The organism is Paenibacillus sp. 2KB_22, from assembly GCF_052115745.1.
In the GTDB taxonomy this organism is placed as follows: domain Bacteria; phylum Bacillota; class Bacilli; order Paenibacillales; family Paenibacillaceae; genus Paenibacillus.
The window spans coordinates 150,258-166,544 of the sequence record NZ_JBFRHG010000006.1 but is presented as its reverse complement, the minus strand read 5'-3'; the positions used below and the strand labels follow the sequence as shown (position 1 = coordinate 166,544).

Sequence of the window (16,287 nt, the reverse complement as noted above, 5' to 3'; positions counted from 1 at the left end):
ATTGGATGGACATAATACAAGTAGAAAATGTAAGTAAGTCATATTTAAGAAAAGATCAACGGGAGGGGACTTTAGGAGGGTTAAAAGACCTTTTTAAACCGGTTTGGGTACAAAAAGATGCTGTTAAAAATATAAATTTTTCGATTAAATTGGGAGATTCAGTTGGATATATTGGATCAAATGGATCTGGAAAATCAACTACAATTAAAATGCTCACAGGTATTTTAACTCCTACTGAAGGCAGAGTACTCGTCAACGGACTTGAACCCTATAAAGATAGGATGAAAAATGCAAAAAATATAGGTGTTGTATTTGGTCAGCGTACTCAACTATGGTGGGATTTAGCCATCCGTGAGTCATTTGAACTCTTTAAACATATATATAGGGTTCCTGATAATGTATTTAAACTGAATAAAGAAAAAATGATTGAATTATTGAGACTGGATGAATTTTATTCAACTCCAGTAAGACAATTAAGCTTGGGACAGAGAATGAGAGCTGAGGTAGCCGCTGCCTTTCTACATAGTCCTTCAATAGTTTTTTTAGACGAGCCAACTATTGGGCTTGACGTAGTGGCCAAAGAACAGATAAGGAAATTTCTGAGAGAAATAAATAAAGAACATAAAACAACTATTATACTAACTACGCATGACATGGATGATATTGAGCAGGTGTGTGAAAGATTGCTTTTAATCAATTCAGGAGAACTAATTTATGACGGTTTTGTCAGGGGATTTATGGATGATTTTGGGAATGAGCGAGTTATTACTGTTCATTTTGAAGAGCCTATACAAAATATTTATACTCCATTTGGTACAGTTCATTCTCAAGCTGGAAACATAGTGAAAATTATATTTGAAAAATCAGCAGTATCAGCACCAAAAATTCTGCAGGATTTATCCGCAAGGTACCCTGTAATTGATTTTCAATTAGAAGAACCTAAGATTGAACATTTAGTAAGACAAGTTTATGAAATTAGGAGTTGAAGAGATGAGGGAGATTTCAAAATCAGTAAAAAGTAATTTGATAATCGCCCGGCAAACTTTTTTGAATTCTATGGTCTTTAGAACAAACTATATTATTGATATTGTTGTAGACTTAATTTTTGTTTTATTGAGCATAATGCTTTGGACAACAATTTTCAAAGATAATCCTTCTCAGAATATCACTAGTCTAGCAACTTTAATTACTTATGTAGGGCTGACCAAAATTGTAGCACAGATCGATATGAAATTCGTTTGGGATATCCAGAGCAGAATTTTGAGCGGCGAAATAGCTATAGAATTGGTTAGACCCATTAAATTAAGGACGTACCTGTTTGCACAGGAACTGGGAAGGTATTTTAACAATCTGTTAATTAAAACGATTCCACTTTATGTGTTGATCTATTTCTTGTTTGGGATAGATCTGCCAAAAAGTTTTAGTGCGGTTTTATTATTTATTCTTAGTATCTTTCTTTCATATATTCTACTATTCAATCTCAACTATATAACTGCATTGGCTGCATTCTGGATCACTAAATTATTTAGTTTAAGTGTCTTTAAAGACCAGACCATTCGTTTGCTTTCAGGGGCGATTGTTCCATTATGGTTTTTCCCGGATTGGCTTTTTTCAATAACTAAGTATCTTCCGTTTGCGGGGATTGTTTTTTTACCATTGAATATTTATCTGGGGAAAGTTTCTACTACCGAAACCATTGAGGCATTTATGTTGCAAATCATTTGGATTCTGATTACTACATTTATCGGAAGTATGATGTGGAAAAAGATAGTTAGCAATTTAGCTATAAATGGAGGATGAGATGAGCGGGTTAAGATTATACATTAGATCAATGATCTTACAGGTAAGGTCTAGCCAACAGTACAGATTTAATTATTTTCTAACCATATTTACTGTTGTATTCCATTATGCAGTTCAACTTTTTGCCATTTGGCTTACTTTAAGTCACTATGATAACATCCGCGGATGGAATATATATGAGATAAGTTTCATTTATATGTTCTTTGTATTGTCTTATGGGATAATGATTACCTTTTTTGCAGGGTTCAGAGATTTTTCAGTTTTCGTCCGTAACGGAGATTTTGACATTCTCTTGGTTCGTCCACACAGTACATTATTTCAAGTATTATGTGGCAGATTAGAACTTACATCAATTGCTCAGATAGCAAGTGGAATCGTATTATTTGTTTGGTGCAATTATCATTTGCATATTGAGTGGAGTTTAAAGAATATCTTTTTATTGATTCAAGGTATAGTTGGTGCTTCTATTATACAAGCATCTTTATTGCTTTTTTGGTCTTCTTTAAGTTTTTGGATTGTTGATACTAGTGCTTTAGTGCGTTTTGGTTGGACACTAAATTCTAATTATCTTACTTATCCTATAGAGGTATTTAACAAAACGGCGAAATGGATATTCACTGTATTCCCTATAGCATTTATAAGTTATTACCCAGCAAATGCAATTCTAAATAAAGATGAGAACGGATTCGGATTTATTGGTCAATTTACAATATTACCATCAATTTTATTTTTTGCCCTAGTATTCTTGTTTTGGTTGTATTCTATACGTCATTACAATAGTACAGGGAATTGAAAAGGAGAGAATCATTATTAGTAATCAATCTAAACAATTATTTACATTGTTATATGAAAAAAATATCAATAATTTGAATGCTTTCTACTCTGGTTTAGAATTCCAAATCTCTTATTCGGACTTTTTTGAGTCAGTAAATGAAACAATGAGCACATTAAAAGAAAAGAGAATACAAGAGGGGGATGTAGTGGCGCTTCAAATCCCTAGCTCCCTTTCGTTTATCAAACTTATATTCGCAATATGGGGAGTTGGGGCTAGCGTTCTCATTGTAGACGCCAGGATAAAAGATAAAGAGAGGGCGAATTTATTTGATGAAATTCGACCAAATTCACACATATATGCAGTAGGGACTAACTTCTTGACTTTCGAACATGAATTTAACGTCATGTTTGATACTATTAGTGATACGAATCATAATGAATGGCCTCCCTTGATATTATCTACATCAGGATCTACTGGTAAACCTAAAATTATTGGGAGGTCTTTTGATTCCATAAAAGAAGAATTGATACGTTATACTGCTCCTTCCATTAGTGTGAGAAAAGATGATGTAGTTATGATACTTTCGCCTATTACTTTTTCTTTTGGATTAATGAGTGGGTTATTACCTTCCATATTTACTGGTGCAAAGATAGTGTTAACTTCTTACAAAACCAGAGAAATTGTTGAAAATATCAAAATTCATAAAGTATCTATTGTATATGGGGTGCCTTATCATTTTTCACTAATTGAATCGACCATAAACTATAGTGATGTGATTTTTGTGAAGAAAATAAGAATGGCTATATCAGCTGGAGAAACTCTATCAAACATTACAAAAGAAAAGTTTCATGAGAAGTTTGGTGTTAACATAGGTCAACTCTATGGTATGTCTGAAGCTGGAGTAATTGCAGTAGATTTTTTAGGTGAAGACATTTCTAGTGTTGGTAAACCACTGCTCCCAATAAAAATAGTAGATAATGCAATAATGGTCAAATTGAAGGAAAATCCTTATTTAACAAGTGTAGAAACCGGGGTTTTTACTGACTGTTGGCTAAAAACCGGTGATGTGGGAGAAATAAATGAGCACTCAGGTCTACTTTTCCTTAAAGGAAGATCAGATTCATTGATAATTAAGGGAGGGATAAAATACTATTTGATTGATATCGAAAATCAAATTAAAACTATTAATGGAGTGGAAGAAGTTTTAGTTATGATAAATCCTGACCAGAAGATCACAGCATATATTGCCAAAACCCAAGATGGAAATAACTTAAATATACTAAGTGGCTGTAAATTAGAAATTGCAGATTATAAGTTACCGAACAAACTAGTCTTCATTTCTAATTTTCCGAGAACACTAAGCGGGAAAATAGATAAGAAAAGCTTGTTTAATATCTCTGATGCAGAAGTCATTAATCTTTAGGAGGATGTTTTATCATGCTTAACAATATCAAAATTAACCTATTTGAATATCCGAATTTCACACAATTTTATATTACATTAGATTTAAATCATGCACTTAATGAATCAATGGTTCATGAAGAATACTCAAATTTGAATAAGTATTTAACGGAGAATGGTATCCAGGTAGTTTACGAAAAATGTTTTGGACAGTTATCTTTCAAGGACAAAGTGCTTGATATTAAAAGAAGCGTAGAAAGAGAAAAATTTCCCCAGTGGCCTTTGTCCTACATAGAAGGAAATCCTGCCCTTAACTCTTTTATGTCCAGTATAACTATCATGGGGATAGGTAGTCTCAATAAAGAAGTTAAAATTGAGTATATTGAGTTTGAAGACCGTATAATTGGGACAAAAATGATAGATTTAAACGAAGAATATTTATATCTAATGGGGTTAGCATCTGATGCAAGGTATGGAACGAATGAATTTAATGTAATGTTTGAGCAGTTAAAAGGTATATTAAATATTTCTCAATTTTCAGAAGGTGACATAGTAAGGACTTGGATCTACTTAAATGATATTAAAGATAATTATGTTAATTTTAATGAAGCACGCAGGATTTTCTTTGAACAAAGTAACATAGATTACAGTTCATCTTCTAATGTACTACCGGCAAGTACATGTATACATGGTATAACAGATAATAGGTCAACTGCTATGATTGATGTAATGTGCATTAAGAAAATGAGCACATATGCTAAAATTGATAGAATATACACACCACTTTTAAATGAGGCAGAAGGTGATAGCTACTTGTTCAAACCCACTTTCTCCCGAGCCTTAAGTATTGACTCAGATAATCATATTGAAATCCAACTTTCAGGTACGGCAAGCGTAGATCAAAACGGAGAGACTGTATTTAAAGATGACCCATATAAACAGATCCAAAAAACTTTAACAAATATTGGAAGTTTATTAAGTGTTCATGATCTTACATTTAAAGATTTTGTTCAATCGACGTGTTTCTTTAAATCGGAAGAATACTACATAATCTTCCAACAAGTAATGCAGGAAATGAACATACCTCATTTTAGCAGCACCTTCGTGATAGGAGACATATGCAGACAGGATTTATTGTGTGAAATCGATGGAGTGATCAAAAAGAATAAAAAACAAGAAAGAATTGATGAAATTCAAAATGGATATAGTAATGAAGTAACGGATATAATTAGAAAACTTCTTCAAACCCATGAAGAAATTTCACTAGAGGAGAATTTAAGATCAAAAGGGATGGATTCGTTAAAGACAATTGAATTAATAGTTAACTTAGAAAGCACCTTTGACATTAATTTTAATAATGATGAACTTTTACTAGAGAATTTTGAGTCGATACGTTTGATTTGTGATTTGATAAACATTAAAAAATAAAAATTGTTCAGATCCAACAGCATTTTTTTCTTTATATAGGGTAAAAAAGAATTATTAATTAATGATGAAAAACGACATTACACTAAACGTGGATATAAGTAAGGAGACCGTTTTGTAGCTTGGCCTACAGAGCGGTCTTCTTTGACATGAAGGATCAATCTCGTGTGCCTAGAAATTGGATTAGCGGTTCCAGATAGTGTAATCTGAAGGTTAGGTGCAGATCGATAAAATACCATTTGAACGAGAAGGGAATGGGATGATTTAATGACTCAAAAAATCTATTATGACTCTGCTTATACAAGAGAGTGGCATACAACAATTACAGGCAAAGTGGACAAGGAAGACGGTGTATATGTCACGCTAGCGGAGACTGCTTTTTACCCGCATGGGGGCGGACAACCTTGTGATCTGGGACAAATTGACGGCATCGCTGTTCTGGATGTGAACGTCGAAGATGGAGAGGTGTGGCATAAGCTGGAGCGCAACCCTGAACAGAACGAGGTACAGTGTGTGCTGGATTGGGAGCGAAGATTCGATCATATGCAGCAGCACACGGGACAGCATTTGTTATCTGCAGTATCGTTGAAAATGGCTGAAGCGATGACGCTCAGTTTCCATCTCGGTTCGGAGTATGACACGATTGATGTGGCTGCATCTGAACTGGGAGCGGATCAATTGACCGCCATTGAACAAGAAGTGAATCGCCAGATCTATCGTAACGCTCGCATCAACACGTCCTGGGTTACAACTGAAGAGGCTGCCCAGTTACCACTGGTGAAGCAACCTACGGTAACGGAAGACATTAGAATCGTCGAGATTGAGGGTGTGGAGTATAATGCCTGCGGCGGAACCCATGTGTCGGCGACAGGTGAGATCGGCATTATCAAACTGTTGAAGACCGAAAAAGTGAAGGGCGGCACTCGCATTTATTTCAAATGTGGAACAAGGGTGCTGAATGAATTCACATCCACACAACATGTGCTCAATAGCATTATGGTTAAATTAAAGACCAGCAAGGACGAATTATTGGAGCGCATTGAGAAAATGGAACTGGAGCAAAAGCAGCTGCAAACCGAGCTGAATGCAGTGAAAACAACCAATGATGCTTACTATGCAGAGCAACTTCTGGCTGCTCGCGAAGGGTTAGTGATTGCTCAGGTCTTTGAAGACAAATCGCTCAAGGATATGCAGAACCTGGCTGCCAAGCTGACGGCAGATCATGAAGGTCTTGTGCTCTTTGCTAGTATCTCCGAGGCCAAAGTGGTTCTGGCACAGAACGGACAGCCGCCCGAATGGGCTTGTGGACCATTCTTCAAAGGCAATCTTGGAGCCTATCAGGGTAAAGGTGGAGGCAGTGAGAAAATGGCTCAGGCAGGTTTTGCCAGCAGTGAAGATGCGCTTGCCTTTTACGAATTCACCAGGGACCAGTTGGGACATCACTGATTCTCATTTTCCTTTACGAAACAGGCAGTATTGGAATATGAGTGGGACAAGCACGTCACATTGTTGTGGCGTGTTTTCCATGGATATCGATGGACATGGGTTACATGAGTTGAACGATTGCCAATCGTTGAAGGAGGTTGGACGATGACAGAACGAATTCCGTGTATACGGGAGGGATGTGCAAACACCATTTTGCCAGCAACGGCTGCCAGAACAGGTGGGTTTTGCATGCCTTGCAAGCAGGAGATGGAGCGCGAGGAGCGGCAGAGATACATTGAAGCGAATCGACGTGACGTGAACTTATATGCAGGTATCACAGACCCGGTCGAAGTATTGAAAATCATGCATGAACCTCAGGTTCGCGATCCTCTAATTCGTTATGTACCCTATGAACAATCCGAGGAACAAGTATATCTCTCCTTGTCTGTAGAGCAACAAGATCAGATGAAGGATTATGCGATGCAACGGATTCATGCAGGTGATGAAGATACCGGCAAAGACATCCTGATATACCTCGTTTGCTACCATGATATATCGTTGACCAACGAAATTCCTGAGCTGTTGGAACAGGAGATCTATTATCCTGCGATTTTGTATAAGAGTGCCTCGGAAGCAGTGCGAGATCGGCTCTTGCAGCAGGTGAACACCGATGATGAGAATCGGAACCACATATTGCTCATGCTGGCCCATATCGGGGATGTTGTTGTCGTGCAGCAGTTCCGGCAATGGAGACAATCTCCGCCATCTTGGTCGAGCGAATTGTACGTGGCACCTGAGCATTACACTTCTGAGGCGGGTTGGGAGCTTACGAAAGACGGGCAGCGCAGAGCGTTATTCACCACTCCAAGTTATTCACTCTATAAAGTAACAGAAAGTGAAGCAAGTAACGTGGCAATAACCGGAGATTCGCTCTCGATGCTGACCCCGAGCGCTCAATGTTGTCCATGGTGTGGTAGTGCGTTAACGACCTTAATTAATCTGGATGTTAAGCATCCAGCTCTGAAGAACGTGTCTTGGCATACCGAGCAACTTCAGATCCAGACTTGCGTGATATGCAGCAGTTATGGTGTGGTTTACATGGAGCTGGACGCAGCAGGGGAACCGTTATGGAGTTCTCATAATGTCATGCATGTGGGAATGGACGAGATTGACCTGGACGACTATGGTAAACTTGCACCGGATGTTGGCCGGCAGTTTCGGATTGCGAATACATCGCGTCATGCATTCCATGCCAGTGAGTGGGGGATGGAGCCATCGCTATCTCAGATTGGGGGCCATCCGGGTTGGGTTCAGGATGCAGAGTATCCACCATGTCCACGCTGTTTCGCGAGAATGAAGGCTGTCGCACAATTGGATTGGGGCGAGGTTGAGGAATACGGTGAGGGTATGTATTACATGTTCATATGTGAGCAGTGTCAGATGACCGCCGTATCGTACCAGCAATCTTGATGGTGGAAGCTATGATTAAAAGCTATTATAAGCAATCATCTTATTAGTAATATATTACACCGCTGTTAAGGTTGGAATGACAGTCGCAGCAGACAATAACAAAGGGGCATCCCGTAAGTTCTTGAACTTCATGGGATGCCTTTATAATGTACGTCAGATTTTCCTACAATTCTGCAGATGCCTGCTTTAACAAACCAGCCAACCACTCATAATCCGGCGTATCTTTTTCCTTGAGCTTGATCGTTTTGCGTTCTTCCGGGCCTTCAAATATGCCATCGGGTAGATCAAGTCCGGTTGCATGAAAGATGGTGAAGGACACGGCTTGTTTGGATGGAGAGATGACCGCAGCGTACTTTCCGTTTTTCAAAAAATGAGGTTTCTTGTATTGCACGCGTTCCTGCACGTCTGGGATGGTATCATGCACCATTTGGCGTAATTGTTCAGCGACCTGTACTTGCCAGGGGATCTGAATCTGTTCAATAAACGCAGTAACTTCTGCATTCTTGGTCATGTTTGTTCACCCTCCGTATGGATCTGATTGTGTATTTCCCATTCTGGTCTTAGGATTCCCATCATTAAGCGGTCGTAACGTTTGCCATCACGATATACAGCTGAACGTGCCCGACCTTCCAATTGAAAACCAACCTTCTCATAGGAGCGAATCGCTTTGGCATTGTAAGCGATGACATCAAGACCAACCCGGTCCAGATTCATCTCGTGGAACGCATATCGTAAAATAAGATTCAACGCTTCCGTGCCATATCCCTTGTTGCGATGTTCGGCAAGTCCGATGCCAATGGCAAGCTGTCCGCAGCGGTTGTTCCATTCAATGCTGTGAATGACGACAAAACCAATCAGCGTATCCTCTTCATGCGTGCGAAGTCTGAAGTACACTTCCTTGTTCTTTGTCTCGCCCTCATCTTCCAACTGTTTCTCTGAATAGGGAATGGCAAGATCAGTATCCACATTCCTTAGGTATTCAGGGTCTTCGTTCCATTGCAGCATGGTCTGCACATCGTCAGCACGTGGGGGTGTCATTTTCAATCGTGTGCTATAAAACAAGTTATCCGTTGTTAGTGTCATAGGGTTCTCCTTTTGGCATCTGATAGCCTCATCATAATGGAAATAATAGGTGAATCACAATAGAACATTTTATTGCATATAAGTGGCATCTTGTCATGAAACCTAACATGGTAGTAAGATGAATTAATCGAAATGCATTCAGTGATAGAACCAATAAAAATGTCAGCAGGAGTGATACATTTTGGAGATTAAAGTGGATGATTTGAGTGGAGTACATGTGAAGGCATTAATCGCAGAGCACTTGCAAGGGATGGCAGCGGATTCGCCTCCGGAAAGTATTCATGCGCTGAATCTGGATGGACTCAAGAAACCTGAAATTACATTCTGGTGTGCTTGGGAAGGGGACGACTTGCTCGGTTGCGGGGCCATCAAAGAACTTGATCCGGAACATGCCGAATTGAAGTCGATGCGTACGGCTTCGGCCCACTTGAGAAAAGGCGTAGCGAGAAAAATTTTGGCTCACATTATGGAGGTTGCCACAGAGCGTGGCTATAAGCGAATTAGTCTGGAGACGGGTTCAATGGATTCATTTATCCCGGCACGGAAGTTGTACGAAGACTTCGGATTTGAATACTGCGAACCATTCGCGGATTATACATTGGACCCGAACAGTGCGTTTATGACAAAAACAATCTGATATGAGATGTTCCTTATATTTCTTAAGTCCCCGTAAAGTGTAAGGCGTGAAAAAATCGCGTCTTTCACTTTATGGGGATTTTTCATATATAGAGTTTTGAACTGTTGATCGGTTGCAAAAATTGAAGAATATTTTTTTTGTGACAAATATTACATAATTAAATAAAAAGGAGGTGTATGGTTATTATGGTTCTAAAATACAAATATAGAATATTTAAGTTTAATGGGGAGGTGTTCTCATAAGGGGTTCCTAAAGGAATTAAAAGGATTCAAAGAAACAAAAGGGAAACAATCTAAACTCACTAATTATTCAGGAGGAATTAAAAATGAAAAAAATAGTTGGAATAGCTCTCTCAATGAGCTTAGCTCTAAGTATTCTTATTTTCCCTTCTAGCCATGTAAGCGCTAGTGAAGATGTATCCATTAAAACTGACATGAATGTCTATCAGAAAATGAAAGATGCTGGTATGACTGACAAGGACATTCTTACTTTACAACGTAAAAATGCTGAAGACCTCAAATTTCTAAGTGATGGGGGACTAGAGAGAAAAGCACAAAATGACCAAAAAATACTCTCGGTGCTTCCGAATAACGAAAAAGTTGCGGCATCTACTGTATTAGGTACATATGGCGACATTTTAGTTGCGTACAATGCAAGTTCTTGGGGCATAAATTTTGGATATCCAGGTCATGCTGCAATTGTTGCAATAGCTAATACACGGACTGTTGAATCGTTCCCTGATGATGGTGTTCAATATCACACAAATGATTGGGGAAATCGTACCAATGTATATGCTATGAATGTAAAAGGTGCAACCGCGACTCAATATAATAAAGCAGCAAGTTATGCTGCACAACAAATAGGGAAACCATATAACTGGAATTTTGTGAATCCTTGGACTGAAGATAAGTTTTATTGTTCTCAACTTGTGTGGAAAGCTTGGAAAACACAAGGTATCGATGTAGATTATGTAACTATAGATCCTATTGTAACTCCGATGGAAATAGCCAAATCGGGGAATACACTGATCTACTATAATAACTAAATATCCATAGAAATTTTAGGGAATCAGAGTGAGGAAGAAGTGAATGCAATCTTCACTCCTGATTCTCTTTCATAAGGGAGGATTTGCTAAGAAGGTGAGTATTAAACAGAAAAAAATTATTGCTACTGCACTCATTAGTATGTTTGCAATGATAACCATTCTCATACTCCTAGTAACACCATTTCAGGGAATAAAAGCAACTGACACTAACGCTGACATTGAATTTGCTGTTATATATTCAAATGCGATGGATGAGGGATTTGAGATAATAAGGTATGATACTCGTGGAAATATATTAAATGAAAAAAAATTTAAAGAGGGTCAAGCGATATATCATTTTTCAGAATTCGAAAATAATTATTATTTGATGTCAGAACGTAAAAATCGTCATTATATTTTAAGTCAAGATGGAGAAGTTAATTTACTTTTCGGGCCTGAAAAATATGAGAAGGATCGAAATATAGGATCAGCGTTTTCACGAAGTAGCGAGAAGCATATGTTCTTTTCCATGAATGTAGGAATTAATCCTGAATATTCTCCCGATGAGTATTTAAGTGAGTTAGTTTACTTTGACGGTTCTAAAAATAGTAACATTGAACTATTAGGATATATTCAATCGGTTGTTGAAGAAAATAACAAGGCATATGCTCTCTTTTTCAACGGGAATAATAACAAACTAGGAATATATGTGATCGATTTATTGGATAATAAATTAATAAAAACAATACCTATAGATAACCATCTCAATCAATTCGAAGGCTATTTTCCAGCTGGGCAGAACAATGGATCTTCATTACAAATATATCAAGATAAATTAATCCTTATCCTGGACGGGAATACAAAAGAAACTCAGTACAAACCTATTATGCAGATTATTAATCCTAGCAGTGGAGAGCTTGAGCAAGAAATAAGCATCTCACAGCAAAATTTTGATGTTTTTGATACACAAATATTTAATAATAAGCTTTATGTAATATCAACCAATTCTAGTTTTATTGAATTCAATGGATCGGAATTTAAGAGAAAAATGATCAAATTGAATCAAGATGAACAATTTATTAAACAGAGAAAATCTGACAGAGGGAATATTTCAGGTATAAAAATCATTGGAAACCAAATATATATATTGTATGATTTTGTTAAGGGAATCCCATCCGAAAGAACTAGAGAAATACGTGAATACAATCTGGAAACAGGAGAGGAGGGAATCATTATACCGTTGAGTTATCGATCAGATAAAGAAATAATAAAATTTTTTAACGTTTATTAAACGGGAGGTATGGACGTGATTTATTGGTTTGCAAATGATCTTAATCCACTTATACCAGTTTTTATAATATGTCCTATCATTGCTATTTTAATTGGAACTATATTTTTTTATGGTAAATTCAACATTTTTCTAGGAATGTGTATTTCTTTTTTGTTACCATTGTTATTTATAGCTAGCAATGCATCTACTCTAAAAGCAAATATTGGTGCGTGGGTGTTGTACGGAATAGGTTACAGTGTCACTACTTTTCTTGTATACAAGTTTTTGGGTTTTCTCAAGAAATAAAATTTAATACTTACAAAGTGACAGCCTGAAATATGGCTGTTTTTAGTTTGTTTATAGAATAAATTGGCCATAAGGAACTTCTGGGCTGATTGATGGACAATAGGGTATACTGGACATTATGTCTATGAAACAAGACAGCATTACAGACGTTTTTTACATCAGGAGGACTTTGAATTGGCTCAGACAGAAGGAACACTACAGAAGAAGCTTAAACCAAGACACATCAGTTTTATGGCTATGGGTGGTGTCATTGGTACAGGGATTTTCAAAGGCAGCGCAGAGACGATCGGACTCGCAGGTCCGGGCGTTATTGTCACGTACATTTTTGCTGGATTATTGCTGTTGGTCGTTATGGCCGCGATGGCGGAGATGGCTACGGTGTACAAGAACAAAAATATGAAAGACTTCGTGCAGGAGGCATTCGGTAGCCGAGTATCCTTTGTTATGGGATGGATGTATTGTTTTCTGTGGTTATCGGTATGTGTCATTGAGGTGATTGCTGCCGGGAGCTTTTTGCAGTATTGGTTCACGGAAGTACCGCTGTGGATGCTGAGTCTGGCTTGTGCGGCGTTCATTATACTGGTTAATCTGCTAAGTGTGGGTGTGTTCGGGGAATTTGAGTTTTGGCTGGCCGGGATCAAAATTGCCATGATCATTATTTTTATCTTCCTGGGTGCAGGGTTGATCTTTGGCATTATCCCAAGTGATAACACTCCTTATCTGCAAAATTACACACAAGCAGGCGGGTTCTTCCCGAACGGATGGTCATCGATCTTCTCGGCACTGCTTGTGGTCATGTTCTCTTATGGGGGATCGGAGCTGATTGGTCTGACTCTGACCGAGACTGAAAATGCAGAAAAAGTGATGCCCAAAATCGTGGGCAATTTCATGCTCCGAATTATTCTGTTCTTCACCTTGCCGATTCTCATCATCTGTGGTCTGATCCCATGGAATGAGATTGGGCCGGAGAGCAGTCCGTTTGTACAGGTGCTCGCCTCAACGGGACTACCAGGAGCGGCACACATAATGAACTTTATTTTGGTGACAGCAGTCCTATCCGCTGCGAATTCAGGGATCTACGGTGCATCCCGGATGATGCATTCCATGGCAGTGGGTGGTGAAGCTCCGAAGGCATTATCAAAGACAAATCGCAACGGCAGCCCGGTTAATACCTTGCTGGTGTGCGCGGTTGTATTGCTCGGAGGTTCCATGCTTGGCCTGTTCGCGCAAGATCAACTGTTCCGCGTATTGCTCGCAGTTCCGGGGTTTGTCGTAATCCTTGTGTGGATCTGTATTGCCTCATCACAGTTGAAACTGCGGAAGAAATATCCCGTTCAACCGACCTTCAAAGTTTGGGGATTCCCTTACATAACCGGAGTCGTTGTACTATGTCTTAGTGTGATTGCGGTGATGTTTGTGTTTGATGAAGGTAATCGGTTCAGCATTAGCATCTGTCTTGCCGTGCTTGCGTTGCTGATTATCTGGTCTCTGATTCGATTCAGGAAGACGAATGGACGAACAGTTTAGTATGAATGGGTAGTATGCAAATAAAGAATAACATGACATCTCGGCGCGTGCGCCGGGGTGTTTTTTCTTTTCTTATAAATGCATGGAGCTGAGACATTTCTGAGAAATTAAGCCTAAATGCAGTTCCATCCTACAAAGCTACCACAGCCATGATAGCGTTTTTATGTTAACCCAATATTTTCTTGCCTAATTCGACATATTCGTTTACTATTTTCCCATACTTAGTGCTTCAAGCATGCGTTTTTTGGGTAGCGCCTAGTCAAAAAGGCTTGGGTTCACGGGAGAGGAAGAGGAGCGGATGATCGGTTTTTTTAGAAAACGTTTGGTTGTACGCATTGTTGCAGTCGTTACACTGGCCATGACGATTATAGCTGTTGGCAGCATGCTGTTACAGGTGGCCAATATGAAACTGGCTGCACAGGAGGCAATTTCGAGTTACAATATCCAAATTGCTCAGAGTTATGTGAATCAGCTGGATACAGCATCTTATGCCGAGTTTGCCAAGGATCCCAAAGAGAATGACGCATTCTTGAAGATTCGTGATGAACTGGATGATTTTCGCGTAAGCATCGGTGCAATGTATGTCTATTTCGTCAAAATAGATGACAAAGGTACCCCGCTTATTATGGTGGACGGCATGAAGGATGCAGGTAAAGCCTCACCGATTAATGAAGTGACGGATGTCCCTCAGGAGGCTGTACAGAAGCTGTTGCAGGGGCAAACAGCCAGTTCTTCAATCATTAATAATGAGGAGTATGGCGACTATATTTCCTCTTATGCTCCTATGCTCGATAGTAATGGCACTGTAACAGGTGTAATTGGTATTGATACAGCGGTATCGGTGATCGGAAACATTGAATCGGATATCATGAAATCGAGTATTCCCTTCTATGCCTTATTGCTACTAATTACCCTGATAGGTATTGCCGTTGTCATGTCGTTTATCGTAAGGGGACTGCGACCACTTCAACCGCTGAAGGCGAGTGTGGAAAAAATGGCGCAGGGCGAGCTTGCAGAAGCCAACCAAATTTTGACGTCGTATCGTCTGAAAAGCAAAGATGAAATTGGAACCACATATCAAGCGATGATACATATGTCCGGCAACTTGAACAAGATCGTGAGTAACATGGTTGAAGGCGTGGCAGTAACCACTAATATTTTATCGGAATCAACGAAGGAATTTAATCGCAGTACTGAAGAGATGATTGAGATGAGCAAGACGGTTGATCAGTCAGTCGAACAGATTAGGCAAGGGGCGCATACGCAGAAGCAGGGTGCGAGCGATAGTGCGAATGCGATGGAGGAGATTGCCAAAGGCATAACGGACATTTCCGAATCCTCCATGATTGTATCGGATGCAGCAACAAGTGCGCTTGCCACAGCAGAGTCCGGTAAACAGAGCATGACAATGATGAAAACACAGATGGAGAGCATCTCCCATGTCTCAGGTGATGTTGTAGCGATGGTTCAGGTGCTGAACAATTATTCCCAGGAAATTAGTGGTGCCTTGCACACAGTTCGTGATTTTGCGAGTCAGACGAAGCTGCTTGCGCTTAATGCATCCATTGAAGCAGCTCATGCAGGAGAACATGGCAGAGGTTTTGCGGTTGTGGCGGATGAAGTTCGCAAGCTGGCTGAGGCCTCCAGCACATCTATGGAACGGATCTCCGACTTGCTGCTTCGCATTCAACAAGAATCACAGCAGATTGGGTCACAGATGGGGGTTACCGCACAGGAGATTGGACAAGGTGTTACGATTACCGTAGAAGCGGAGCAAGCTTTCGCCCATGTGGTTGATGCGTTCCAACTGGTGACTCGTCGCATTCAAGAAGTCTCCGCTGCAGCAGAGGAGATCTCGGCAGGATCGGAAGAGGCCGCAGCCTCCGTCAATACGATCTCGCAGATCTCAGCCGGGGTCTCGGATCATTCGGATGAAATCTATCGCTTGATGCGTGAACAGTCGGCTATGTTCAGCAGGGTGGCGCAGACTTCCACCATGCTGGAGCAGCAGACCAACGAGATGAGCGAAGCTGTGCGAAAAGTGAAAGTATAGTTTGAATAAGGTATACCAGTACCAATAGTAATCCAAGAGGTAGTCAGAAAAGAGCCGGGTTTATTGTAAGCCAGTGTAACGATGTAATGCA

The 16,287-nt window shown here is 39.5% G+C and carries 15 protein-coding genes; 13 read left to right on the top strand and 2 right to left on the bottom strand.

The features are described 5' to 3' along the window. Window positions 1–5 precede the first annotated feature (5 nt). From AB4111_RS26145 to AB4111_RS26115, 7 genes are all read left to right on the top strand, one after another. A complete protein-coding gene (locus tag AB4111_RS26145) occupies window positions 6–986 on the top strand; it encodes an ABC transporter ATP-binding protein (RefSeq protein ID WP_442033818.1) in 981 nt (326 codons plus the stop codon). A gap of 4 nt (window positions 987–990) precedes the next feature. Next, the gene (locus tag AB4111_RS26140; RefSeq protein ID WP_442033817.1) at window positions 991–1,800 is read left to right on the top strand and encodes an ABC transporter permease; all 810 of its coding nucleotides are present in this window, start codon (window positions 991–993) and stop codon (window positions 1,798–1,800) included. Between the two features lies 1 nt (window position 1,801). Next, window positions 1,802–2,593: an ABC transporter permease gene (locus AB4111_RS26135; RefSeq protein ID WP_442033816.1), complete on the top strand. Its 792-nt coding sequence runs from the start codon at window positions 1,802–1,804 to the stop codon at window positions 2,591–2,593. Window positions 2,594–2,639: 46 nt separating this feature from the next. Then, window positions 2,640–3,998, top strand: coding sequence for a class I adenylate-forming enzyme family protein (locus AB4111_RS26130; protein WP_340910089.1), 1,359 nt, complete (start codon window positions 2,640–2,642; stop codon window positions 3,996–3,998). A 14-nt stretch (window positions 3,999–4,012) separates the two neighbouring features. Then, window positions 4,013–5,404, top strand: coding sequence for a Rid family hydrolase (locus AB4111_RS26125; protein WP_442033815.1), 1,392 nt, complete (start codon window positions 4,013–4,015; stop codon window positions 5,402–5,404). A 264-nt stretch (window positions 5,405–5,668) separates the two neighbouring features. Further along, window positions 5,669–6,847: an alanyl-tRNA editing protein gene (locus AB4111_RS26120; protein ID WP_442033814.1), complete on the top strand. Its 1,179-nt coding sequence runs from the start codon at window positions 5,669–5,671 to the stop codon at window positions 6,845–6,847. 144 nt (window positions 6,848–6,991) lie between these two features. After that, on the top strand, window positions 6,992–8,296 hold the full coding sequence (locus AB4111_RS26115; protein ID WP_442033813.1) for a DUF1963 domain-containing protein: 1,305 nt from the start codon (window positions 6,992–6,994) through the stop codon (window positions 8,294–8,296). A 163-nt stretch (window positions 8,297–8,459) separates the two neighbouring features. Here AB4111_RS26115 and AB4111_RS26110 read toward each other — a convergent pair whose 3' ends face one another. Both AB4111_RS26110 and AB4111_RS26105 read right to left on the bottom strand, forming a co-directional pair. Next, entirely contained in the window at window positions 8,460–8,807 is a 348-nt protein-coding gene (locus tag AB4111_RS26110; protein WP_442033812.1) for a DUF1801 domain-containing protein, read from the bottom strand. After that, window positions 8,804–9,379, bottom strand: coding sequence for a GNAT family N-acetyltransferase (locus AB4111_RS26105; protein WP_442033811.1), 576 nt, complete (start codon window positions 9,377–9,379; stop codon window positions 8,804–8,806). Before AB4111_RS26105 ends, AB4111_RS26110 begins: the two co-directional genes overlap by 4 nt. 181 nt (window positions 9,380–9,560) lie before the next feature. On the opposite strand from AB4111_RS26105, the gene AB4111_RS26100 reads away from it, so the two are divergent. The 6 genes from AB4111_RS26100 (at window position 9,561) to AB4111_RS26075 (ending at window position 16,196) form a co-directional block, all read left to right on the top strand. Beyond that, the gene (locus tag AB4111_RS26100) at window positions 9,561–10,016 is read left to right on the top strand and encodes a GNAT family N-acetyltransferase (RefSeq protein WP_442033810.1); all 456 of its coding nucleotides are present in this window, start codon (window positions 9,561–9,563) and stop codon (window positions 10,014–10,016) included. A 325-nt stretch (window positions 10,017–10,341) separates the two neighbouring features. Next, window positions 10,342–11,061 carry a YiiX/YebB-like N1pC/P60 family cysteine hydrolase gene (locus AB4111_RS26095; RefSeq protein ID WP_442033809.1) on the top strand — a complete coding sequence of 240 codons (720 nt, stop codon included), beginning with the start codon at window positions 10,342–10,344 and terminating at the stop codon, window positions 11,059–11,061. A 94-nt stretch (window positions 11,062–11,155) separates the two neighbouring features. After that, window positions 11,156–12,331 (top strand): hypothetical protein, encoded by a 1,176-nt coding sequence (locus AB4111_RS26090; protein WP_442033808.1) that lies wholly within the window; start codon window positions 11,156–11,158, stop codon window positions 12,329–12,331. A 15-nt stretch (window positions 12,332–12,346) separates the two neighbouring features. Beyond that, a complete protein-coding gene (locus AB4111_RS26085) occupies window positions 12,347–12,616 on the top strand; it encodes a hypothetical protein (protein ID WP_442033807.1) in 270 nt (89 codons plus the stop codon). A gap of 174 nt (window positions 12,617–12,790) precedes the next feature. Beyond that, window positions 12,791–14,143 (top strand): amino acid permease, encoded by a 1,353-nt coding sequence (locus AB4111_RS26080; RefSeq protein WP_442033806.1) that lies wholly within the window; start codon window positions 12,791–12,793, stop codon window positions 14,141–14,143. A 298-nt stretch (window positions 14,144–14,441) separates the two neighbouring features. Beyond that, window positions 14,442–16,196: a methyl-accepting chemotaxis protein gene (locus tag AB4111_RS26075; protein ID WP_442033805.1), complete on the top strand. Its 1,755-nt coding sequence runs from the start codon at window positions 14,442–14,444 to the stop codon at window positions 16,194–16,196. Window positions 16,197–16,287 lie beyond the last annotated feature (91 nt).